This window comes from Roseobacter sp. (assembly GCF_024639605.1).
Taxonomy (GTDB): domain Bacteria; phylum Pseudomonadota; class Alphaproteobacteria; order Rhodobacterales; family Rhodobacteraceae; genus Roseobacter.
Genome location: NZ_JAHEHZ010000018.1, coordinates 13,388 through 35,743 on the forward strand (window position 1 = coordinate 13,388; position 22,356 = coordinate 35,743).

The 22,356-nt window shown below is 62.1% G+C and carries 25 protein-coding genes; 9 read left to right on the forward strand and 16 right to left on the reverse strand.

What is annotated here, in order from left to right; translation table 11 throughout:
* Positions 1-70: 70 nt before the first annotated feature.
* Genes Q0M35_RS04155 through rpmF form a run of 3 tightly spaced genes read right to left on the reverse strand, consistent with a single transcriptional unit; the run spans position 71 to position 2,365 of the window.
* Positions 71-1,042, reverse strand: coding sequence for a beta-ketoacyl-ACP synthase III (locus Q0M35_RS04155; protein WP_295312941.1), 972 nt, complete (start codon positions 1,040-1,042; stop codon positions 71-73).
* Positions 1,042-2,112 (reverse strand): phosphate acyltransferase PlsX, encoded by a 1,071-nt coding sequence (gene plsX, locus Q0M35_RS04160; RefSeq protein WP_295312943.1) that lies wholly within the window; start codon positions 2,110-2,112, stop codon positions 1,042-1,044. Before plsX ends, Q0M35_RS04155 begins: the two co-directional genes overlap by 1 nt.
* 46 nt (positions 2,113-2,158) lie before the next feature.
* Positions 2,159-2,365, reverse strand: a complete 207-nt coding sequence (gene rpmF, locus Q0M35_RS04165) for a 50S ribosomal protein L32 (protein ID WP_159979744.1) — start codon at positions 2,363-2,365, stop codon at positions 2,159-2,161.
* 266 nt (positions 2,366-2,631) lie between these two features.
* Here rpmF and Q0M35_RS04170 point away from each other — a divergent pair, with 266 nt between their 5' ends.
* Complete coding sequence (locus Q0M35_RS04170; RefSeq protein WP_295312946.1) at positions 2,632-3,111, forward strand: hypothetical protein; 480 nt, start codon at positions 2,632-2,634, stop codon at positions 3,109-3,111.
* 147 nt (positions 3,112-3,258) lie between these two features.
* On the opposite strand, the gene Q0M35_RS04175 is transcribed toward Q0M35_RS04170, so the two are convergent.
* Positions 3,259-3,816, reverse strand: a complete 558-nt coding sequence (locus Q0M35_RS04175) for a DUF177 domain-containing protein (protein WP_295312948.1) — start codon at positions 3,814-3,816, stop codon at positions 3,259-3,261.
* 88 nt (positions 3,817-3,904) lie between these two features.
* On the opposite strand from Q0M35_RS04175, the gene bamE reads away from it, so the two are divergent.
* The 3 genes from bamE (at position 3,905) to Q0M35_RS04190 (ending at position 7,063) form a co-directional block, all read left to right on the forward strand.
* Positions 3,905-4,381, forward strand: a complete 477-nt coding sequence (gene bamE, locus Q0M35_RS04180) for an outer membrane protein assembly factor BamE (protein WP_295312950.1) — start codon at positions 3,905-3,907, stop codon at positions 4,379-4,381.
* Between the two features lie 67 nt (positions 4,382-4,448).
* On the forward strand, positions 4,449-5,174 hold the full coding sequence (locus Q0M35_RS04185; RefSeq protein WP_295312952.1) for a GNAT family N-acyltransferase: 726 nt from the start codon (positions 4,449-4,451) through the stop codon (positions 5,172-5,174).
* 77 nt (positions 5,175-5,251) lie between these two features.
* Positions 5,252-7,063, forward strand: a complete 1,812-nt coding sequence (locus Q0M35_RS04190) for an ATP-binding cassette domain-containing protein (RefSeq protein ID WP_295312954.1) — start codon at positions 5,252-5,254, stop codon at positions 7,061-7,063.
* Here Q0M35_RS04190 and Q0M35_RS04195 read toward each other — a convergent pair.
* From Q0M35_RS04195 to tyrS, 3 genes are all read right to left on the reverse strand, one after another.
* Positions 7,060-7,527, reverse strand: coding sequence for an MOSC domain-containing protein (locus Q0M35_RS04195; RefSeq protein ID WP_295312956.1), 468 nt, complete (start codon positions 7,525-7,527; stop codon positions 7,060-7,062). The two genes, Q0M35_RS04190 and Q0M35_RS04195, sit on opposite strands and share 4 nt — an antisense overlap.
* A 17-nt stretch (positions 7,528-7,544) precedes the next feature.
* Positions 7,545-8,300: an SDR family NAD(P)-dependent oxidoreductase gene (locus Q0M35_RS04200; protein ID WP_295312958.1), complete on the reverse strand. Its 756-nt coding sequence runs from the start codon at positions 8,298-8,300 to the stop codon at positions 7,545-7,547.
* Positions 8,301-8,379: 79 nt separating this feature from the next.
* Positions 8,380-9,630, reverse strand: coding sequence for a tyrosine--tRNA ligase (gene tyrS / locus Q0M35_RS04205; protein ID WP_295312960.1), 1,251 nt, complete (start codon positions 9,628-9,630; stop codon positions 8,380-8,382).
* Positions 9,631-9,694: 64 nt separating this feature from the next.
* On the opposite strand from tyrS, the gene Q0M35_RS04210 reads away from it, so the two are divergent.
* Positions 9,695-10,819, forward strand: a complete 1,125-nt coding sequence (locus Q0M35_RS04210) for an anhydro-N-acetylmuramic acid kinase (protein WP_295312962.1) — start codon at positions 9,695-9,697, stop codon at positions 10,817-10,819.
* Positions 10,820-10,897: 78 nt separating this feature from the next.
* Here the strand turns inward: Q0M35_RS04210 and Q0M35_RS04215 are convergent, their stop codons facing one another.
* The gene (locus tag Q0M35_RS04215) at positions 10,898-11,317 is read right to left on the reverse strand and encodes a cupin domain-containing protein (RefSeq protein WP_295312964.1); all 420 of its coding nucleotides are present in this window, start codon (positions 11,315-11,317) and stop codon (positions 10,898-10,900) included.
* A gap of 47 nt (positions 11,318-11,364) precedes the next feature.
* On the opposite strand from Q0M35_RS04215, the gene Q0M35_RS04220 reads away from it, so the two are divergent.
* The gene (locus Q0M35_RS04220) at positions 11,365-12,444 is read left to right on the forward strand and encodes an FAD-dependent oxidoreductase (RefSeq protein WP_295312966.1); all 1,080 of its coding nucleotides are present in this window, start codon (positions 11,365-11,367) and stop codon (positions 12,442-12,444) included.
* Here Q0M35_RS04220 and Q0M35_RS04225 read toward each other — a convergent pair.
* The 5 genes from Q0M35_RS04225 to Q0M35_RS04245 all read right to left on the reverse strand — a co-directional run bounded on the left by Q0M35_RS04225 (position 12,434) and on the right by Q0M35_RS04245 (position 16,413).
* A complete protein-coding gene (locus Q0M35_RS04225; protein WP_295312968.1) occupies positions 12,434-12,946 on the reverse strand; it encodes a GNAT family N-acetyltransferase in 513 nt (170 codons plus the stop codon). The two genes, Q0M35_RS04220 and Q0M35_RS04225, sit on opposite strands and share 11 nt — an antisense overlap.
* Before the next feature lie 13 nt (positions 12,947-12,959).
* A complete protein-coding gene (gene eno, locus Q0M35_RS04230; RefSeq protein ID WP_295312970.1) occupies positions 12,960-14,234 on the reverse strand; it encodes a phosphopyruvate hydratase in 1,275 nt (424 codons plus the stop codon).
* Between the two features lie 61 nt (positions 14,235-14,295).
* The gene (locus Q0M35_RS04235; protein ID WP_295312972.1) at positions 14,296-15,168 is read right to left on the reverse strand and encodes a DMT family transporter; all 873 of its coding nucleotides are present in this window, start codon (positions 15,166-15,168) and stop codon (positions 14,296-14,298) included.
* Between the two features lie 68 nt (positions 15,169-15,236).
* Positions 15,237-15,953, reverse strand: a complete 717-nt coding sequence (locus tag Q0M35_RS04240) for an NYN domain-containing protein (RefSeq protein ID WP_295312974.1) — start codon at positions 15,951-15,953, stop codon at positions 15,237-15,239.
* Between the two features lie 46 nt (positions 15,954-15,999).
* The gene (locus tag Q0M35_RS04245) at positions 16,000-16,413 is read right to left on the reverse strand and encodes a Fur family transcriptional regulator (protein ID WP_295312976.1); all 414 of its coding nucleotides are present in this window, start codon (positions 16,411-16,413) and stop codon (positions 16,000-16,002) included.
* A gap of 352 nt (positions 16,414-16,765) precedes the next feature.
* Here Q0M35_RS04245 and Q0M35_RS04250 point away from each other — a divergent pair, with 352 nt between their 5' ends.
* Positions 16,766-18,124 (forward strand): DEAD/DEAH box helicase, encoded by a 1,359-nt coding sequence (locus tag Q0M35_RS04250; protein WP_295312978.1) that lies wholly within the window; start codon positions 16,766-16,768, stop codon positions 18,122-18,124.
* Positions 18,125-18,244: 120 nt separating this feature from the next.
* Positions 18,245-19,162 (forward strand): DMT family transporter, encoded by a 918-nt coding sequence (locus Q0M35_RS04255; protein ID WP_295312979.1) that lies wholly within the window; start codon positions 18,245-18,247, stop codon positions 19,160-19,162.
* Here the strand turns inward: Q0M35_RS04255 and Q0M35_RS04260 are convergent.
* The 3 genes from Q0M35_RS04260 to Q0M35_RS04270 all read right to left on the reverse strand — a co-directional run bounded on the left by Q0M35_RS04260 (position 19,129) and on the right by Q0M35_RS04270 (position 22,005).
* Positions 19,129-20,541, reverse strand: a complete 1,413-nt coding sequence (locus tag Q0M35_RS04260) for a protein adenylyltransferase SelO (RefSeq protein WP_295312980.1) — start codon at positions 20,539-20,541, stop codon at positions 19,129-19,131. The genes Q0M35_RS04255 and Q0M35_RS04260 overlap by 34 nt on opposite strands.
* Before the next feature lie 76 nt (positions 20,542-20,617).
* Complete coding sequence (locus tag Q0M35_RS04265; RefSeq protein WP_295312981.1) at positions 20,618-21,067, reverse strand: GNAT family N-acetyltransferase; 450 nt, start codon at positions 21,065-21,067, stop codon at positions 20,618-20,620.
* Positions 21,064-22,005 (reverse strand): nucleoside hydrolase, encoded by a 942-nt coding sequence (locus Q0M35_RS04270; RefSeq protein ID WP_295312982.1) that lies wholly within the window; start codon positions 22,003-22,005, stop codon positions 21,064-21,066. The genes Q0M35_RS04265 and Q0M35_RS04270 overlap by 4 nt, the downstream gene beginning before the upstream one ends.
* Before the next feature lie 117 nt (positions 22,006-22,122).
* Between Q0M35_RS04270 and Q0M35_RS04275 the strand changes: the two genes are divergently transcribed.
* A partial coding sequence (locus Q0M35_RS04275; RefSeq protein ID WP_295312983.1) for a hypothetical protein occupies positions 22,123-22,356 on the forward strand: 234 nt, incomplete at its 3' end.

Consider the following 22,356-nt stretch of genomic DNA (forward strand, 5'->3'; position numbering starts at 1 on the left):
ATAGGGGAGAGGGTTTTTCCGAGTCAATATCAATGACTTGGACTGCACGTCCTGAGCGAAATTAACCCGTTTACCAGCGCAGAACGACCGCTCCCCAGGCCAGTCCGCCGCCGATTGCCTCTGTCACGATCATATCACCCTGCCGGATCTGTCCTCGTTCGACGCCTACAGACAGTGCCAGGGGAATCGATGCGGCAGAAGTGTTGCCATGATCCTGCACGGTCACGATGACCCGTTCCATCGGCAGGCCGAGCTTTTTCGCAGTGCCCTGAATGATACGGATATTTGCCTGATGCGGCACGATCCAGTCTACATCCTCCGGGACAATGCCGGCGCGCTCCATGGCAGTGGTTGCTGTGGCTGCCAGCTTTTCAACGGCATGCCGGAAAACCTGATTGCCCTGCATGCGCAGATGACCGGTTGTGCCGGTGGAAACGCCGCCATCGACATAAAGCAAATCCTGATGGCGCCCGTCCGAGTGCAGATCTGTCGAGAGGATGCCCCGGTCTTCGGCAGTGCCTGTGCCGTCGCGTCCTTCGAGCAGCAGAGCGCCCGCGCCGTCCCCGAAAAGCACACAGGTCGAGCGGTCGGTCCAGTCCATGATCCTGCTGAAGCTTTCGGCGCCGATGACCAGCACGCGCCGCGCCTGGCCCGACAGGATCAGCGCGTTGGCATTGCTGAGCGCATAGACAAAGCCTGCACAGACCGCCTGCACGTCGAAAGCAAAGCCCGTCGTCATACCCAGGCGTGCCTGAACCATAGTAGCCGCAGACGGAAAGGTCAGATCGGCGGTCGATGTGGCGACAATGATCGCATCCACGTCTTCTGCGGTGACACCGGCGCTGGTCAGGGCGGCTGTGGCGGCCGCGGCCGCCATATCTGATGTGGTCTCACCCTCGGCGGCGAAATGCCGGCGTTCGATGCCCGAGCGGGAGCGGATCCATTCATCCGTGGTATCGAGCTTTTCCTCGAATTCGGTATTGGGTACGACGCGGGAGGGCAGGTAGTGGCCAACACCGGCGACGACGGCGCGCAGGGGCATCAGGAGGTCTCCTCTCCCGGCAGGCCGGCGACGCGTGCCGCCAGCTTGTCGGTGAACTGTATATCAGCGAGTTGTGCTGCGAGCTTGATGGCTGCCGACACACCGGTTGCATCCGCTGAGCCGTGCGATTTCACAACCGTGCCGTTCAGCCCCAGAAAGACGCCGCCATTCACCCGGCGCGGATCAATTTTCTTTTTCAGCCGGTTCAGCGACGTATAGGCCAGCAGAGAAGCCAGCATCGACAGCGGCGAATAGCGGAAGGCCTCACGCAGGCGCTCGCCGATCAGGCTGGCGGTGCCTTCGCCCGTTTTGATCGCCACGTTACCGGTGAATCCGTCGGTGACGATCACATCACAAACATCTCCGGAAATATCGCCGCCTTCGACAAAGCCGACAAATTCGAACCCGGCTTCCTCGTGATGATCACGAATCAGCTCATAGGCTTCTTTGAGCTCGGTGCGGCCTTTGTGCTCTTCAGTGCCGACATTCAGCAGTCCAACCCGCGGGCGGGGCAGGTCGAGCCCGTTACGCGCATAAGACATGCCCATGAGTGCAAAGCGCAGAAGGTCATCGGCATCCGCCCGGATATCCGCGCCAACATCCAGCATGACATTGAAACCCTGCGGATTGGACGACGGGTAGAGGACTGCAATCGCCGGCCGGTTAACGCCCGGCAGTTTGCGCAGACGGATCATCGACAGCGCCATCAACGCGCCTGTGTTGCCACAGGAGACAGCGACCGAGGCCTCTCCGTCGCGCACCGCCTCGATGGCCGACCACATGGAGGTACCCTTGCTGTTGCGCACGACCTGGCCGGGTTTGTCGTTCATCGACACGACATCCGGCGCGTGCCGGATATCACAGCGGCCCTCAAGCACGCGTTTGCGCGCCACGAGAGCTTTGAGCTCTTCGGACGGACCGTGCAGGATAAAGCGGATGTTGTGGTTTTTCTGGGCGGAGGTGCTGCAGCCTGCAATAACAGCGGCGGGGCCATTGTCCCCGCCCATCGCATCTACGGATATGGTGATCCGTGCAGCCTTCGCATCTGCCTGATCGGTCTGCGCCGTCATAAAGCGACCGCCCCTAACCTTGCTGCCTTATTGTTAAGGCAAAGGTTTAGGCCGCGTCGTCTTCCAGATCAATCTCTTCTGTCAGTGCAACGACTTCCTTGTCGTCATAATGGCCACAGGCCGCACAGACGTGGTGAGGGCGTTTCAGCTCACCACAGTTGGTGCATTCGTTCGGATTTGCAGCCACCAGTGCATCATGCGCGCGACGGTTGTTGCGGCGCGATTTGGAGACTTTGTTCTGTTGAACAGCCATTGGTTCAGGCCTTTTGTCTTTCGGGGCCGGTTACGCAGGTCTGCGCGGGGGCCGGGTTTCGGATTCTGTCCCGTCGGGCGGGCGTCACGTGCGTTTAGGGCCATGGCCCGCAGTTGTCCAACCCTTAATTGGGTGAGGCGCGCAAAATACTGCGAATTCCGTGCTGTGCAAGCGGTTTTTCAGCGGGTTGTGCGGTGCTGGCGCGGGCTTACGAAATCCTGGTGTTTTCGCCCTATTGGGTTTCATTGGAGAAAAGGAGTGAGAACATGATTTCAGCTACAGCTGTTACGCCACCCGTTATTTCAAACGCACCGCCTGCACCGCCGGTACCTGTTGAAACACCTGTCCCGGGGCCCGGAAAAAGCACGGCACCAGGCCAACTGGCAAAGATCGCAGTCGCAGAGGCCCGTGCCGCTGGTGTCGAACTGCCGTCAAATGCCCAGGGACTTGCGGCCTCGCAGATTGCAAAGGGGGCTGACCCTTCGGCGCTCTTTACGCTGCAGACCACGCAGGATGCTGCATCAACGGACGGTACGCAGGCGCCTGGAACCGCAGGTGAAACGCCTGCATCCGGCGGCACGCCGGCGACTGACGACGGCGCCTCTGTCCCTGCCGGGCCAGAGCAAGCGGCGGCGGAGACCGCAGAGACCGCAATGGCGGCAGCACTTGCCTACCAGACCAGTGCCGCACTGCTTGCCGGGTCGGGCGACAGCTCCGCACAGGTCGCGCTGGATCTGCTGAGCTGAACGGAGGGGCGACGGTCAAGGTTTCCCGGCTGATCGCCCGCCGCTCCGGGATGCGCCCGGTGGGTTGGGCAGGTGCGTGCCTGTGTACGGGCAAGACCGTCCTTGCAGAGTTGAAAGGGTGAGGGGCTGTCGTCCCGCTCGCGGGCGTCAGTCGTCCCCGTCTGGTGTCTCCAGCTGATCCCGCAATCCGGCGAGCCCTGCGAACGGCCTTGCATCTTCATCGCGCATTGGCTTTTTGCCGGGTTCGGTAAAGACGGCTTCTTTCAGCTCGGCGCCCGGCGCACGCGGATAAAGCGGTACCGCAAGCACCAGCGCCTCTGTCATCACAGCCGCAGGATCGATCCAGCGCCCGAGTGCTTCGGTGGTGTCGTCCTCCGGCATTTCGGCCTCGGGTGCATCAACGTCGGTAAAATCGCGCTGAAAAAGCCTCGTTACAGGAACATCGATTCGCGTGGTGACGGGCTCAAGCGTGACACCGCAGGGCTGCACGATCGTGGCCCCGAGAACGGCCTCCAGCCGCCAGTCGGCTGCACCCTCCGCCCGAAGACTGCCGGTAAAGGACAGTTTGCGCAGATCAGAGAGCCCCAGCTCTGCGCCGATCTGCTTTGTACGCGCCGTGTCGGGCCTCAGAGAAAAGGAAGTCACAGCGTTCTGCGCCAGGTCGGCAACGCGAAGCGCCGTGTCGGAGGGAGGTGTCTGCTTCATGCGTGATACTTTCGTTCCTTGAACCATGGGCCTGGCATGGTGTAAGCGGGATAAAAGCCAAAGGCGCCAGGGGCAAGAGGGCAGACGAATGCAAAGCAGTACACTGTCGAGGAAAAGCGGCCCGGCCGTGCGCCGTTTATGCTGTGCGCTAGCGATGTGCGCGGCGCTCGCCGCCTGTGGCGCGACTTACCGCAACCACGGATATGTGCCCACAACAGAAGAACTTGACCAGATCGCGGTCGGTGTCGACACCCGCGCCAGCGTCGAGGAAACCCTCGGGTCATCGGCCGCAGGATCGGTGTTGCAGGATGACGCGATGTATTTCGTGCGCAGCCGGGTAAAGAACTTCGCGCTGCTGGAATCCGAAGTGGTCGAGCGGACGATTGTCGCGATCAGCTTTGACAGCGCCGGTGTGGTCCGGAACGTCGAAACCTTCGGGCTGGAAGACGGGCAGGTGGTGCCACTGGCGCGGCGCGTCACCGACACCACGGTCGAGGGCCGCACCTTCCTTGGTCAGCTCTTTGGCAATATCGGACGGTTTACCCCCAGCGGCATCGACGGCTGATCGCTGTCACGCGGCCGTGACCTGCCCGTGGTAACGGGACGCAGACCTCGTTTGCGGGAGACACGCCATGCGTGAGCTGATCAGAGGCCACCTCAAAGCCCGCCGGGCAGCGGATGCAAATGACATGGCCCGCGCACTGGCGCTCCGGGTTGCCGCATTCGGGGCCGCAGGCGCACAGACAGCCGATGTTTTCGATCAGCAGTGCACGCAGGTTCTTATCGAGGATCTGCACACCGGCGAACTGCTGTGCTGTTTTCGTCTGATGCAGATGACACCGGATGCGCTTACCCGCAGCTACTCCGCGCAGTTCTATGAGCTTTCCGGGCTGGCACAACACGATGGTCCGATGATTGAGCTGGGGCGGTTCTGTACCGCGCCGGGGCTGCGCGATCCGGATGTTCTGCGGCTGGCCTGGGCATGGATCGCCCGCCAGGTGGATGCAGCCGGTGTGACGCTGCTTTTTGGATGCTCGTCTTTCAGGGGTACGCAGACGACTGATTATCTCGATACCTTCGCGATGCTGCGCGCCCGCCATCTCGCGCCGGAACGCTGGCTGCCGCGGGTCAAAGCGCCGGAGGTTTTTCGCTTTGCGGCCCGGTTGCGGCGTAAACCGGATATCAGAACCGCAATGGCGCGGATGCCGCCACTTTTGCGGTCTTATCTGATGATGGGTGCCTGGGTCAGCGATCACGCGGTGGTGGACCGTCAGATGAACACACTGCATGTTTTCACCGGGGTCGAAACCAGCGCCATTCCACCTGCGCGTAAACGGCTGCTGCGCGCCATTGCCTGACCGGCGGGGCGGTGATTTTTTCGGCCTGTCGCACGCCAGCCGTTGACGCGGCTGCCGCTCCGGCATAGCTGGCTGGCATGGCCCGTGTCCCTTTGCTGCAGCTTACAGATATTTCGCTGACTTTCGGCGGTGATCCCGTTTTTGACGGGCTCAGCCTTGTCGCTCAGCCCGGCGACCGCGTGGCACTGGTGGGACGCAACGGCTCGGGCAAATCGACGCTGATGAAGGTGATGGCCGGGCTGGTCGAGCCTGACCGTGGGGAGGTCATCGCCGGGCCCGGTGTTTCCGTGGGATATATGGAGCAGGACCCGGACCTGTCGGGGTTTGCGACGCTGGGTGATTTTGCGGCTCATCTGCTGGAGCCTTCGGAGATGTACCGGGTCGAACGCGCGGGCGAGGGGCTCAAGTTTGACCCCGCCCGGCCGGTGGAAACCGCCAGCGGCGGAGAACGGCGGCGCGCGGCACTCGCGCGGCTGATGGCGGGGGAGCCCGATCTGATGCTGCTCGATGAGCCGACGAACCATCTGGATATCGAGGCCATTGCCTGGTTGGAAAATGAGCTGAAACAAAGCCGCCAGGGGTATATTATCATCAGCCACGACCGAGCGTTTCTGCGCGCGCTGACGCGGGCGACGCTCTGGATTGATCGCGGTGTCGTGCGCCGTCAGGAAAAGGGTTTCGGTGATTTCGAGACCTGGCGCGATGCGGTATGGGAAGAAGAAGACACCCAGCGTCACAAGCTCAACCGCAAGATCAAAGCCGAGGCCCGCTGGGCCGTGGAAGGCATATCCGCGCGCCGCAAGCGCAATATGGGCCGGGTGCGCGCCTTGCAGGATCTGCGGGCGGAACGCGCCGCACAGATCAGCCGCCAGGGCACGGCTGCCATGGCGCTTGATCCGGCCACGAAGTCCGGCAAAAAGGTCATCGAGGCCAGGGGCATCACAAAATCGTTCGGCGACCGGACGATTCTGCGGCCCTTCAGCCTGACCGTGCAGCGCGGTGACCGGATTGCGCTTGTCGGGCCCAACGGTGTGGGCAAAACCACGCTGCTGAATATGCTGATCGGGCGCGAGGCGCCGGATGAGGGCGAGGTAAAGCTGGGCACGGGACTGAGTGTGGCGCTCTTTGATCAGGGGCGCGACGCGCTTGATCCGGATATGACGCTCTGGGACAGTCTGACGGGGGATCCCGATATGCGCGTCTCGGGTAAGGCCGACCAGATCATGGTGCGCGGTGCACCCAAACATGTGGTCGGGTATCTCAAGGAGTTTCTCTTTGACGAGGCTCAGGCGCGGGCGCCGGTGCGTGCGCTTTCGGGGGGCGAAAAGGCGCGATTGCTGCTGGCGAAACTGATGGCCCGGCCGGGCAATATGCTGGTGCTCGATGAACCGACCAACGATCTGGACGTGGAAACGCTCGATCTGCTGCAGGATATTCTGGGCAGTTACGACGGCACGGTTCTGCTGGTCAGTCATGACCGTGACTTTCTTGACCGTGTCGCTGCGACGACGATCGCCATGGAGGGGGACGGTCGCGCGACGGTCTATGCCGGCGGCTGGAGCGATTACATCAGTCAGCGCAAGACCACCCAAAGCCGCACGCAGGCCGCGCCTGTAAAGTCTGGGACGCCCGCCGCGGAAAAACCGCAGGCTGTGCCGAAAGAGGGCCTGAGCTTCACGCAGAAACACCGGCTGGACGCTTTGCCGGCGGAGATCGAGCGGCTGGAGGCGGAGATTGCTAAGCTGGAAGAACTGCTCGGTGACCCGGATCTTTTCGAGCAGAACCCGGTGAAATTCGGCAAGGCGACCGATGCGCTGGTGGAGCGGCATGCAAAGCTCGATGCCGCGACAGAAGAGTGGCTGATGCTGGAAGAAAAAGCCGCCGGCTAAAGCAACGAGACCGGATCGCCTTCGCGGATTGTGCCGCCGGTCAGGATCGAACAGTTCAGCCCCGAGCGGTGTTCGAGCAGGTCACAGACCGTTTTGCCGGTGATCATGTCAATATAGCGACAGGGCGTATTGAGCCGTCCGCCACGCAATATGACCTCGCCCACCCGGAACTCGCGTCCCACCAGATGATTGAGCGGCACGTCACGCACAGTGAGGTTGCGGCGGTGCTCATGAGGTTCAAGCGTAATGTCGTGATCACGCGCCAGCGCTTCCAGCGTCTCGATCTCTGTCAGTGTTACTTCGCGCACGTCGGGCAGGTTTGAATAGGTGCCGCTGTCCACGCCCCGCGCATACCGGTCGCCTGCAAGCCCGACGCCGGGCAGACACTGTATGGCGCGGTGCGCTGTCATGGGCGCGCGGGCCTCAGGGGCCGTATGGATGTGCAAAAGCAGTCCCAGCCACATGGGGTTTCTCCTTGTTATCAGCGCATGCGCAGCGCGCCGTCGATACGGATCACTTCGCCGTTCAGATAGCCCGCACTCACGATGAAGCCGGCAAGGGCGGCGTATTCCGACGGATCACCGAGGCGCGGCGGGCAGGGGACGTCAGCGGCAAGCTGTGCCTGCACCTCTTCACCCAGACCCGCAAGCATCGGCGTCATGAAAATCCCTGGTGCGATGGTCATCACCCGGATACCGCTGCGCGCCAGATCCCGGGCCATTGGCAGGCAGAGCCCCACGACACCGCCTTTGGAAGCGGCATAGGCCGTCTGGCCTTTCTGCCCGTCGAAGGCCGCGATGGAGGCGGTATTGATGATCACACCGCGCGCGCCGTCTTCATCCGGGTCGTTGTGCTGCATCGCGTCCGCCGCCAGTCGCGCGACGTTAAACGTACCCACCAGATTGATGTCGATGGTGCGCTGAAAGAGCCCCAGCGGATGCGGCCCGTCGCGCCCGGTTGTTTTGGCGGCATCCGCGATGCCGGCGCAGTTCACCGCGACCGTAATGCGGCCCATCCTGTCCCGCGCCAGATCAAGCGCTGCCTGCACAGAGGCCTCGTCGGTCACATCCGTCTGCGCGAAGTATCCGCCGGTATCAGAGGCCACAGCCGCACCGCGGTCCGCATCCCGGTCGAGCAGGGTTACCTGTGCGCCATGATCTGCAAACCAGCGTGCCGTGGCCTCTCCGAGACCAGATGCACCACCGGTGATGATCGCTGCTGTTTCCGTCAGTTTCATGCTCTTGCTCCTCCGGGTTTGCTGCACGTCAGGTTTGCAGCCATCCGCCCCCCTGCGCGCAGACGGAACACGCCATTGCTTAACCCAGCTGCACCAGCGCGTGACGCTTTTTGCCGGCGCTCAGTTTGATCGGCGACGACAGCGCCGCCGCATCGATCATCAGGCCTGCGTTGGTCAGCGGCTGGTCATCAAGGCGCGCGCCGTTCTCCGCAATCAGACGTTTGGCCTCTTTGCCGGAACCTGCGAGCCCGGATTTCACAATCAGCTGCACGATCGAGATCCCGTCGCCCAGATCTTCTGCGGACAGGTTCAGCGTCGGCAGATCGTCCCCGACGCCGCCCTTTTCAAAGACCTCACGCGCAGTCGCCTCGGCAGCAGCAGCCGCCTCCGCGCCGTGCAGCAGTGTGGTGATCTCGCCCGCAAGCCGGATCTTGGCCTCGTTAATCTCCGCGCCGGCGAGTGCCCCCAGACGGTCGCATTCATCCACCGGCAGTTCGGTATAGAGTTTCAGGAAACGCCCGACATCGGCGTCCGTGGTGTTGCGCCAGAATTGCCAGAACTCATAGGGGCTCAGCATATCGGCGTTCAGCCAGACCGCACCCGACTGCGATTTCCCCATCTTCCTGCCGTCCGAGGTGGTCAGCAGCGGCGATGTCAGACCATAGACCTCGCCATCGATCACACGGCGCGTGAGATCTATGCCGTTGACGATGTTGCCCCACTGGTCCGAGCCGCCCATCTGCAGAATGCAGCCATAGCGCCGGTGCAGTTCCATGAAGTCATAGGCCTGCAAAATCATATAGTTAAACTCAAGAAACGACAGCGATTGCTCACGGTCGAGCCGCGATTTCACGCTCTCAAAAGACAGCATCCGGTTGATCGAGAAATGCCGTCCGATATCGCGCAGGAAATCGAGATAATTGAGATCATCAAGCCATTCGGCGTTATTGATCATCAGCGCATCCGTGGGGCCGTCACCATATTTCAGATAGGCGGAAAAGACGTCTTTGATGCCCGCGATATTGTCGTCAATCGCCGCGGGTGTCAGGAGCGGGCGTTCATCGGCGCGAAAGGACGGGTCCCCCACCTTCGTTGTGCCGCCGCCCATCAGGGTGATCGGTTTATGCCCGGTTTTCTGCAGCCAACGCAGCATCATGATCTGAATGAGTGAGCCCACATGCAGCGATTTTGCGGTCGCATCAAAGCCGATGTAGCCGGGCTGCACGCCCGACATCAGCGCATCATCGAGACCCTGATAATCCGTGCAGTCCGCCAGAAAACCGCGTTCGGTCATAACGGCGATAAAATCTGATTTCGGGTGCCAGGTCATCTTGCTTGCTCTCTGCGGTGAATGCGCCCACTCTATAGGCGGTGAAATCGTAAAGGAAAAGGCTTTGAGCAGGGCCATCCCGAAAACCGGATCCGTCACAGCGCTGGGGGCAATGAGCGGCACATCGCTGGATGGCGTGGATGCAGCCGTTATCCGCACAGACGGCGTGACAATCGGAAGCTTTGGTGAGAGCGGATACCGCGCGTACACCTCAGAAGAACAGCACATCCTGTCGGCGGCTCTGGGCCAGTGGTCGGGACCTGCAGCAGAGGCTGCAACACGCATCGTCCAGCAGGCACATGAAGAGCTTCTGGCGCGATTCACAGGCGTTGACCTGGTGGGCTTTCATGGCCAGACGCTTGCCCATGCCCCGCGGACACGCGGCACGTATCAGGCCGGCGACGGGGCAGCACTCGCGCAGGCGCTTGGCCGCCCGGTCGTCTGGGATTTCCGCACAGCGGATGTAGACCTGGGCGGTGAAGGCGCGCCGCTTGCGCCGTTTTTCCATTTTGCCTGCGCGCGTCATATCGGTGCCACCGGCCCGCTTGCGTTTCTGAACCTCGGTGGGGTGGGTAACCTGACATACATCGACCCGTCATTTGAGCGACCTGAAATGCCTGGCGCTTTGCTGGCTTTTGACACTGGGCCGGCCAATGCGCCGCTGAATGATCTTCTGCGTGCGCGGCGGGGCACAGCTTTCGATAAAGACGGCGCAATCGCGAGGTCCGGCACGGTTGAGAAGGGCGCGCTTGAGCTGTTTCTGGCTGAGCCATACTTTGCACGAATTCCGCCCAAATCATTGGACAGGAATGATTTTTCGCAGATGGTCGCGCTGGTGAGCGAGCTCGGAGACGCTGATGCGGCGGCCACGCTGACAGCCATGTGCGCAGCAGGTGTGGCGGTCGGTATGCAGCACTGTCCCACGTTGCCCGACCGGGTGCTGGTCACCGGTGGCGGGCGTCATAATCCGGTGCTGATGGAGATGCTGAGCGTATCGCTCGACTGTCCCGTCATGCCGGTGGAAGAAGCGGGCCTTGACGGCGATATGCTCGAAGCCCAGGCCTTTGCCTATCTGGCTGTCCGTGTGGCGCGTGGCCTGCCGACATCCTGCCCGGGGACAACCGGGGTGCGCGCAGCAGCAGGCGGCGGCATCGTCAGCCTGCCCGAAGCGCAGGCGCAGGCGGGCTGAAGCGACCGGCATCCGCCTTAAGGGCTCTCAACGCGCAACCGGGACCGCGCAAGGGCACGCCTCAATGCCGCCCTGCGGTTACCCGCGCGGGATGTCGAATTCCGGTGGTGCCAGCGTGAACCCCTCAAACTGAAATCCGGGCGAGACGGTACAGCTCACAAGGGTCCAGTCGCCGGTGCTGCGCGCGGCCTGCCAGTGATGCGCAGGAACGATGATCTGCGGATCCGCCCGGTGCAGATCCGGACCAAGCTCACGATCCTGCGCGGGCCCCTCATCGGTGGCACTGACCGAGAGGATCAGCGGCGCACCTGCATGCCAGAGCCAGATCTCAGTTGCATCGACCCGGTGCCAGTGGCTTGTCTCACCCGCTGCCAGCAGGAAATAAATGCAGGTGCCTGCGGGCCGCCCGGAACCTGATGCGACCCATGTCTGGCGGTAGTGGCCGCCTTCAGGATGCGGGGCGAGGTTCAGATGCGCGATGATCTCTTGTGCTGTCATCGTCTCAGGCTAGTCTGGGCGCAGCTGCGGGCCAAGGGGGAAAGCCGGTGAAAACAATCGTTATCGGCGCGGGCATTATCGGTGCACTGACCGCTTTCGAACTGGCCCGCCGCGGGGCGGAGGTGACAGTGATTGATGCGGGCCCGCCGGCGGGCGCGGCGACCGGATCGTCCTTTGGCTGGATAAACGCGAGCTTTTACGAAAACGAAGACCATTTTCGCCTGCGCGCGGCGGCAATTGAGGCCCATCATGCACTGGCCGGAACCCTCTCCACCACCGCGGTGCAATGGCAGGGCTGTCTGTGCTGGGAGGAGCAGGGCGCGGCTTTCGACGCGCAGTTTTCGGCCCTGCAGGCGCTTGGGTATGACGTGCGATGCGTCAGGCGCGCGGAATTCGCAACCCTGGAGCCGCAGATCCGCCCGCCGGAACGGGCGCTTCTTTTCGCCGGCGAAGGGGCCGCGGATATTGCGGAACTCGCCCGTAACGCTCTCGATGCCGCCATGGCGCTGGGGGCACAGCTTGTGACCGGATTGCGGGTCACCGGACTGGTCAGTCACAACGAAAAGATCACCGGAATGCGATGGTCCGGTGGTGTCATCGACGCGGATCGTGTGGTGCTCGCAACCGGTACAGCCACTGAGCAGCTGCTGGCGGATGTCGGAGTGCCGTTGCCGATGCCGGACCGGCCCGGGCTGATCCTGCGGACCGGTCCGATGCCGCCTTTGCTGGCGCATATTCTGGTATCGCCCGGGCAGGAGCTGCGCCAGCTCGGTGACGGGCGTTTGCTGGCGCCGACCGCCGCCGCGCACCAGAGCGACAGGACGGAAAATATCGTCGAAAACCCGCAGGTGCTGGCGGATCTGGCCGCCGGGCGCGTGAGCCGGCTGATCGGGCAGCATGTCACCTGGGAAAGCGTCTCGCTGGCCTGGCGGCCGGTGCCGGGGGACGGGGTGCCGGTCATCGGGTCGTGCGGGCCGGCCGGACTTTATGTCACGACCATGCACTCGGGTGCCACGCTCGCGCCGCTTGTGGCCCGGATCGCGGCGACAGAGATCACAGGTGCTGCGCTGGGCAACAGTGACGCAATGCTGGTCGCACCCTACCGGCCGCAGCGGTTCACAGACTGAGCTCATAGAAAACAAGGAATTCGGCCATGCCCGCCGGCAGATCCCGGTACTCGCCGCGCGCACGAAAGCCGAGGCTTTCATAGAGCCTCTGCGCATCCGTGAAACGACGCGAGGTATCAAGGAAAACGCGCGAAAAGCCGTCCGCGCGGGTCTGGGCGATCAGTGCCTGAGACAATTGCCGCCCTGTGCCGGTGCCGCGGGCTTCGGGCCGGACATAGACGCGTTTGATCTCGGCATCAGTGTCGCTCAGCGGGTGATACATGCCGCAGGCAACCGGCATTCCGCCATGCTCGGCGAGCAGAATAATTCCGTTGGGCCGGGCGTGTTTTTCCGCAAGGCTGTTCATCAGCGCCCGGTAGCTCTCCAGCCCGTAGGACAACAGAACAGCGCGCCGCACCTCGTCGCTGTGACCCAGCAGATAGTCACGATACTCCCAGCAAAGCTGGCGCACCGTGTCCAGATCCGCAGGCCCGCTGGCCTGCCGGATCACGATATCACTCACGAGCGCCCGCCTGTCAGCGCAGGACAGAGCGCCCTGCGTATTCTGCGGTTTCGCCCAGGGCTTCCTCGATGCGGATGAGCTGATTGTATTTCGCCAGCCGGTCAGAGCGCGCGAGGCTGCCGGTTTTGATCTGACCGCAGTTGGTGGCCACGGCGAGATCGGCAATTGTCGTGTCTTCGGTCTCGCCCGAGCGGTGCGACATTACATTGGTAAAGCCTGCGCGATGGGCCAAGTCGACCGCCTTGAGTGTCTCTGTAAGGCTGCCGATCTGGTTGACCTTCACCAGCATCGAATTAGCCGAGCCGCGCTCGATTCCCATGGCGAGACGGGCAGGGTTGGTCACGAACAGATCGTCGCCCACAAGCTGCACCCGACCGCCGAGTGCATCGGTCAGCGCTTTCCAGCCATCCCAGTCATCCTCGGACATGCCGTCTTCGATGGAGATGATCGGATAATCGTTCACCAGTGCCGTGAGATAGTCGACGTTTTCGTCCGAGCTCAGCGTCTTGCCTTCGCCCGCCAGCACGTATTTGCCGTCTTTGTAGTATTCCGTTGCGGCACAATCCATCGCGAGGTAAATGTCCTCACCCGGCTTATAGCCTGCCTTTTCCACGGATTTCAGAATAAAATCAAGCGCATCCCGGGTGGAGCTGATGTCAGGTGCGAAGCCGCCCTCATCGCCGATGCCAGTGGAAAGACCCGCCGCAGACAGCTCTTTTTTCAGCGTGTGGAACACTTCGGAGCCCATACGTACAGCTTCGCGGATATTCTCCGCCGCCACCGGCATAATCATGAATTCCTGGATGTCGATCGGGTTATCCGCGTGCTCGCCGCCGTTGATGATGTTCATCATCGGCACCGGCAGAACGCGCGCCGAGGTGCCGCCGATATAGCGGTAAAGCGGCTGCGCGCAGAAATCTGCGGCCGCCCGCGCGACAGCCATCGAGACACCGAGGATCGCATTTGCACCCAACCGGCCCTTGTTGTCGGTGCCGTCAAGCTCGATCATCGTGCCGTCGATTTCCACCTGTTCAGTTGCGTCGATGCCCACCAGCGCCTCGGCGATCTCGCCGTTCACGGCAGCGCAGGCTTCAAGCACACCTTTGCCCATATAGCGTTTTTTGTCGCCGTCACGACGTTCGACAGCTTCATAAGCGCCGGTTGATGCGCCAGAGGGAACAGCGGCGCGGCCCATGGTGCCGTCTTCCAGGATGACATCGACCTCGACGGTCGGATTGCCGCGGCTGTCGAGTATTTCACGGGCGTGGATATCGATGATCGTGCTCATGGGGCTCTCCTGTAAAGTCTGTTGCCTGCGTGATACCGGCAGAGGCGCAAAATGGGAAGGGTCAGACGCTGTTAGCGCGAACATTTCTTTCCCGCCAGAGCGTGTAAAGACCTGATGCGACAATCACCGCAGCACCCGTCAGGGTCATCGCGTCAGGCTCTTCGCCAAAAACTGTGACACCAATGATGAGGGCGAAGAGGATACGTGAATATCGGAACGGCGTGACAAAACTGACCTCTCCCACACGCATAGCGGCAACGATGGCATAGTATCCCACGATGCCGATCATCAGAGCCAGCCCCAGCCAGATACCGTTCTGTACGGAGACCGGCGCCATCGGCGTGTCGCCAGCGACCAGCATGATCGCGGCGGCAGGGATGAGCACGAGAAACGCCAGAAAGCTCAGCTGCAAAGAGGAGGTGCGTGGTGGCACGCGGCGTGTCGCAAGATCGCGCAACGCCAGCCCGAAGACGCCCTGCACCGCAAAGAGCGATTCCCAGCTGAAGCCGTCGAACCCCGGACGAATGATCATCAGCACGCCACAGAACCCCACAAGGATCGCGGACCAGCGTCGCCAGCCTACCGGCTCATTCAGAAAGAGCGCAGCCCCAAGCGTGACCACCAGCGGATTTGCCTGCAGGATCGCCGAGGCAGTGGAGAGCGGTATCAGCGCAATCGCGGTCACAAAACCGATCGTGCCGACAAGTTCGCCCAGGGCCCGCAACGCAATGGGCGGGGTCATCATGTCCCGGGAGAAAAGCGGCTCACGGCGCAGTATCAGCACCGGTGCGAGCACCAGCGCGCTGCCCAGTCCCAGCATGCCCACAATCTGCCCGACCGGCAGATCGGAGGCCATAAACTTGATCAGCATATCCTCAAGCGCAAAGCCGATCATCGCCAGCACCATCAGGGCCGCGCCACGCAGATTGTCCATCAAGGGGGTCCGTTCGCTTAGTCACGGAAACCTCTAAGCCGCGCGTCGCGTTCTGTCGAGAGCCGCGGTCAGGGTTTCAGGCGGACGAGGATTGTTTTGCCCTGGGTCTTTGTTTCCAGGCGGTCGGACAGCGCCCCGATGAGGCTGCTGAATTTCGCGTGTCCATAGGTGCGCTGGTCAAAATCCGAGTGCGCGGCGACGATCTCGTTTTTGATCTGGCTGAGGTTATACCACTCGTCGTCCTGCTCGATCTTCTTCATCGCGTTGGAAATCCGCTGATAGGCGTGGTTGAGCGATGCTTTGGGCTTTTTCGCGGCCGCTTTGTCTTTGCTTCCGGTATCCTCGCCGTTGAGGTTTTCGATCAGGATGAAACGGTTGCAGACGTTGCGCAGGGATTCCGGAGCTTTGTCTTCGCCGATGCCGACCACCATAAGCCCGTCCTCGCGCAGCCTGTTGGCCAGTGCGGTGAAATCGCTGTCAGAGGAGACCAGCACAAAGCCGTCAAACCGCCCGCCGTGCAGGATATCCATCGCATCAATCACCAGACCGATGTCAGAGGCGTTCTTGCCGGTGGTGTTGGCGGTTTCCTGATGCGCTACCAGCCCGAGGCTCTGGATCGTCTTTGCCCAGGCACTGAGACGCCCGCTTGACCAGTCACCATAGACGCGGCGCAGCGCAGGCTCGCCGATCCGTTTGATCTCTTCGAGGATCGATCCGGCATATCTGGCCGGAACGTTGTCCGCGTCAATCAGCACTGCCAGCAGGGGGCGGTCGCGTTCGGGCACTCTGTTTCCTCTCGTTCAGTTTCCGGTGCAGCCGCGGGCCGGCGCGTCACCCCTTTTTCAAAGGCACGCCGTATAGCTCCAGACGGTGACCGCGCAGCTCATATCCGAGCTTGCGTGCAATCCGGTCCTGCAGGTCTTCGATCTCGGCGTCGACAAATTCGATGACCTCGCCTGAGTTCATATCGATCAGGTGGTCGTGGTGGTCGCGTTCAGCGTCCTCATAGCGCGCGCGCCCGTCTCCGAACTCGAGCTTGTCGAGGATGCCGGCCTCTTCAAAGAGCTTTACCGTCCGGTACACGGTTGCAATTGAAATGCCCGCATCCACCGCCGAGGCACGCGCATAAAGCTCTTCCACATCGGGGTGGTCGTCGCTGTCTTCCAGCACTTTCGCGATAACGCGGCGCTGGCCGGTCATGCGCAGCCCCATGGTTTCGCAGCGCTTCAGGATGGACTTGCTCATAGATCGTTTCCTGTCCGGATGGTCCCCGGTTCTAGCCGGGTTTGGCACGGGCGACCAGATCAGAATGCGCACTGTGGTTGACACGGAGGTAAAAAAAGCCCATCTGCACGTCAGACGATGCCTTCTGCCGCGTGAGCAGTTCGGGCGCCCGGGTGAAATAACCCGACGTGCGCGCCCGTTTCAAAGGCACGTTGTTGTTCCCAAAATCACGCGTGGGGCCAGACGCGACAGACAGATGCCGGCACTTCGCCGTCCTCTGCGATCTGGCGCGTGTCCCGACGTGGCATTCCTGACGGAATGCGATGAGAATTAATGTGCCGGGCTGATCGCAGCCGGGCCGGAAAGATTATATATGAGTGACTTTGATATGATGGGTCTGCCGCAAAAGCTGGTGGACCGTCTGAATGAAATGGGTCTGAAAGATCCGACCCCGATCCAGAAACAGGCCATTCCGCATGCGCTCAACGGGCGTGATGTGATGGGTCTGGCACAGACCGGCACCGGCAAAACGGCCGCTTTCGGTGTGCCGCTGGTGGCACAGATGCTTGAGATGCCGGGCCGCCCGGCGCCGAAATCCGTGCGCGGACTGGTGCTGGCACCGACACGTGAACTGGCCACGCAGATCAGCGTGAACCTGCGCGGATTTGCCGAGAAGACGCCGCTGAAGGTGGCGATGGTTGTGGGAGGTCAGTCGATCAACAACCAGATCAAACGCCTTGAGCGCGGTGTCGATCTGCTGGTGGCCACACCCGGCCGTCTGCTGGACCTGATGGACCGGCGTGCGGTGCGGCTTGATGCGGCGACCTTCCTTGTGCTGGACGAAGCGGACCAGATGCTCGACATGGGTTTCATCCACGATCTGCGCAAAATCGCGAAGGTCATCCCGGCAGAGCGCCAGACGATGCTCTTTTCCGCGACCATGCCGAAACTGATGAACGAGATCGCGCAGAGCTATCTTAACCGTCCGATCCGCGTCGAGGTTTCCCCCCCCGGCAAGGCTGCAGACAAAGTGACGCAGGAAGTGCACTTCATCGCCAAATCCGAAAAAGCAAATCTGCTGATTGAGCTTCTGGGTAAACACCGGGGCGAGCGGGCGCTGGTTTTCGGACGGACCAAGCATGGTTCTGAAAAGCTGATGAAGACGCTTGTGAAGGCGGGCTTTGACGCAGCCTCCATCCACGGCAACAAATCGCAAGGCCAGCGCGACCGGGCCATCGCCGCATTCAAGTCCGGCGAGACGACTGTGCTTGTGGCCACTGATGTGGCGGCCCGCGGCCTCGATATTCCGGATGTAAAACACGTCTATAACTTTGATTTGCCCAACGTGCCGGACAACTATGTGCACCGGATCGGTCGCACCGCGCGGGCCGGCAAAGACGGGGCCGCGATCGCCTTTTGCGCCCCCGAAGAGATGGATGAGCTGAAAGCGATTCAGAAAACCATGGGTGTCGCAATCCCGGTGGGCTCCGGCCGGCCGTGGGAGGTCGCGGATATTCCTGAAGGCGCCAAACCCGCAGGCCGTGGCCGGCGTCGCGGTGGTGGCGGCGGAGGTGGCCGTCCGAAATCCGCGGGCCCCGGTGGCGGACAGCAGCCGCACGGCAAGAAACCCGGCAGTGGTCGCAGACGGCGTCGCGGTGGCAAGCCCGGCGGCGGCCAGAGTAACGGGCAGGGCGGCCGGAATTCCGGCGGCGCCGGACAGACTGCGGCCTGAAATCATCTGAAGCCTTCCGGCGTGATAATCCGCGCCGGAAGCTAACCCCTCTGTTCATCGTGATGCCTGCCGTGCAGGCCGGCAATTGACAATGTCTGCGGCGCGCGCCCTTGTGTGGCGATGGACCGCAAATCACATATGGACACTTTCGGGGCGGTGGCGCTGATTGTTTTCGCGCTGCATCTGGCGTTCAATCAGGTCGTCATCAAAGTTACCAACGGCGGTTTCGGTCCGGTTTTTGCCGCCGGCCTGCGTTCCGCCGGCGCGGTTGTGGTCCTGCTGATCTGGATGCGCCTGCGGGGTATTCCGCTGGCCGTGCCGAGAGCGGCGGTGCCCTCGGGCATCCTGGTCGGTCTGCTCTTTGGCACCGAGTTCATGATCCTCTTTACCGCGCTTGATTTCACCACGGTCAGCCGGGCGTCCGTGATCTTTTATTCGATGCCCGTCTGGCTTGCGGTTGCCAGCCATTTTCTGATGCCGGGCGACCGGATGACCGGGCGCCGCGCGCTGGGTCTTGTGATGGCGATGGCGGGCGTGGCGGCAGCGCTTCTGGACCGCAGCGATGTTACAGCAAGCCTGACAGGTGATCTGATGGCGCTGACGGCGGCGATGTGCTGGGCTGCGATCGCCCTGTGCGTGAAGGTCACCCCGCTGAGCCAGGTACCACCCGCAAACCAGCTGATTTTTCAGGTGGCTGTTTCCGCACCGCTGATGCTGGCCGTGGCGTTCTGGACGGGTGATCTCATGCGCGACCCGCAGCCGATCCACTTTGCAGGACTTGCGTTTCAGACCGTGGCGGTGGCCTCGCTCGGCTTTCTGGCGTGGTTCTGGCTAATGTCGATCTATCCGGCCTCGGCGGTGGCCTCTTTCAGCTTTCTGTCGCCGGTCTTCGCGGTGATCCTTGGCTGGCTGCTTCTGGGCGAACATGTCAGCCTGCGGGTCTGGATGGCGCTCTTGCTCGTGGCGGGCGGTATCTGGCTGATTAACCGCCGGCCACGCGCCGCTCAGGTGCCGCAGAAGGTCGCCGGGACCCGCTGAGCCTGCGTGGGCGGGCGCATCAGCCCTGTGTCATCTGTGCCAAAAGGGTCGGCCAGTGCGGAGGATAACCGTTCAAAGGGCGCATAATCCCCTGCAACCGCTGCCGTGATCATCTCTTCGATCCGGTGATTGCGCGGGATGATACGAGGCGATGCGGCCTGCATCACTGCCTCGGGCGCTTGCTCAGACATCAGCCTGGTCTGCCAGTCTGCGGCCCAGGCGTCATATGCGTCGCGGTCCACAAACTGATCGCGGGCATCGCCTCGCGCCAGAGCGTCGAACGTATTGGTGAAATCCGCCCCCTGCGCCTGCATCAGATCAAGCAGCGTCTGAATAAGCTGCCCGTCTTCGGGCACCGGATCCGCCAGACCGATTTTGGCGCCGAAGCGGTGCAGCCAGGCGGCTTCGATCTGTTGCGGCATCGCGTGCACGATGGCAGTTGCTTCTTCGACCGCCGCCTCAGGGTCGTCCATCTGCTGCAACAAGGATGTGGCGAACTGCGCCATGTTCCACACCGCGATCCGGGGCTGGTTGGAATAAGCGTAACGCCTGGTCTGATCGATGGAACTGAACACGGTGTCGCTGTGATATTCATCCATGAAAGCACAGGGACCGTAATCGATTGTCTCTCCCGAGATAGTGCAGTTATCGGTGTTCATCACACCGTGGATGAAGCCCACCGACATCCAGGCTGCAATCAGGCGCGCCTGGGCGTCGCAGACCGCGCGCAACAGGTCCATCGGACCGCCCGCATCCGGAAAGTGGCGCTCAATGGCATAATCTGTGAGCTGTCGCAGGGAAGCAGTCTGACCACGGTGAGCAAAGACCTGAAAGGTGCCCACCCGCAGGTGGCTTGCGGCAACGCGCGTCAGCACGGCCCCCGGTAACACGGTTTCACGGATCACGTCCTCACCGGTGAGCGTCGCGGCCAGCGCACGTGTCGTCGGGATGCCAAGCGCATGCATCGCCTCTGAGACTACGTATTCGCGCAGCACAGGACCCAGCCAGGCGCGCCCGTCACCCATCCGTGAATAGGGGGTCGGGCCCGACCCCTTAAGCTGGATGTCGCGTCGCAGCCCGTCAGTGCCCACGACTTCGCCCAGCAAAAGCGCGCGCCCGTCGCCAAGCTGCGGATTGTAATTGCCGAACTGGTGCCCGGCATAAAGCTGCGCCAGCGGGGCGGCGCCTTCGGGCAGGGCGGTGCCGGAGAAAACGGCCGCGCGTTCGGCGTCATCCGCCTCGGAAAACCCCAGCAACGCACCGAGCGGCGCGTTGTAGGCAATAAGCGCGGGCGCGCGCGCCGGCGCCGGCATCTGGCGGGTAAAGAACGCGTCCGGCAGGCGGGCATAGGTATTGTCAAAGGGGGCTGTAATTGTCATGCCCCTCATATAGGGGGCATCGGGCTGTGCCGCCACCCGTTCGGCGTCAGGTAAACGCTGCGCTGTGGGTCCGTCCTCAGAACCGGCGGGTCATCAGCATATAGTGCGGACGTTCGCGAAAGCCTGCGCGGGCATAGAGCTTTTGTTTGTCGGGCGCTGTGCGGTCCACTTCGAGGTGCAGTGCTTTCAGGCCCGCGCCCGCAAGCGCGCGCGGCAGGGCCTGCAGCGTTTCCGACGCTATCCCGCGACCACGCACGCCCGGGCGCACGTAAAGCTCATCGAGAAAACCGTCGAGACCGCCGAATTCCAGTGACCAGCCAAAGCTGATTACCACATACCCGATCGGCGCGCGCGCCGGGCCGATGAGATACGCTGCACCATGCGGGATGCCTTCCAGCAACGGAGCGATGCCGCCCCGGCGTGCCTCTGGCGTCATGGTGATGCCTTCTTCGACGTGAAAGGCCGAAACCAGCGCGTCGAGGCGGTCTAGGTGTTCAGTGGTTGCAAGGGTCAGTGAGGCGCTCACAGCCGGGACAGCCTGTCTGTCAGCAGCTCGAAAAAGCCTTCCGCATCCAGATCTCCCACAAACAATGCGTTGGGATCACGACCCGTGACCCCCCACCAGTCGGCGACAGTCATGCCCATCGTAAGCTCTGACGTGGTCTCGATTTCGACATTCACATGGCGACCACTGAAAAGATCGGGCCGGATCAGATATGCTGTCACGCACGGGTCGTGCAGCGGCGCGCCGGCAGAGCCGTATTTCGCCTTGTCGAAGCGTTCGAAAAAATCGGTCATCTGTGCGACAGCAATACCTGCGGGCGTGCCAAGGGCGCGGAAGGCATCGTTGCGCGCGGCTGTCACAAGCGCCTTATGCGTTACATCCAGCGGCATCACAACAATCGGAGCGCCGCATTTAAACACAATTTCTGCAGCTTGCGGATCAACATAGATGTTGAACTCTGCGGCTGGCGTGATGTTTCCGACCTCAAAATATGCCCCGCCCATCAACACGATCTCACGGATCTTTCCTGCAATGTCGGGGGCACGCTGCAGCGCAGTGGCGATGTTCGTGAGCGGCCCGAGAGGGCAGAGCGTGACCGTCCCGCCAGGCTGTTCGCGCAGGGTATCGATGATGAAATCAACCGAATGTTTTTCCTGCAGCGGCATCACCGGATCAGGCAGGTCCGGGCCATCAAGGCCGGTTTTGCCATGCACGTGTTCAGCCGTCACGAGATCGCGCCCCAGGGGGCGGTCACAGCCGGCAAAAACCGGCAGATCTGAGCGGCCCGCCAGTTCGCAGATGATGCGGGCATTCTTTGCCGTGAGCTCAAGCGGGACGTTTCCGGCCACACAGGTAAGACCGAGGACATCGATCTCTTCCGGGCTGGCAAGAGCGAGCAGAATGGCCACGGCATCATCCTGGCCGGGGTCGGTGTCGATAATGATTTTACGTGCTGTCATGGCGTCTCTTTGCAGACTGCAGATGCGAAAGTCCAGACGTCAAAGCGGCGCCGTTTTTGCCGCTGATCTGATGTTGTGAGTATCGTCTGCACATAGTCCGATCCTGCGCGGCGGCCTGTGACCTGGCTCTGCAAGGTGATTTACGCGGGAGTGACCGTGCGGGCCACGTATCTCGGAGCATTCAGGTTCGTTTTTGTGCCGGTGCTGAGCGCGGGCGGTCCCTTGCTCTGGATGCTGATTACTGACCCGGTCAGTGGCCTGCATCTGCACAATAAGGTGCTCATCCTGTCGCAGCTTCTTAATCCCGGGTTCATTCATGCAGGCGATGTGGCCCCGGTGAAATTCTCCTGT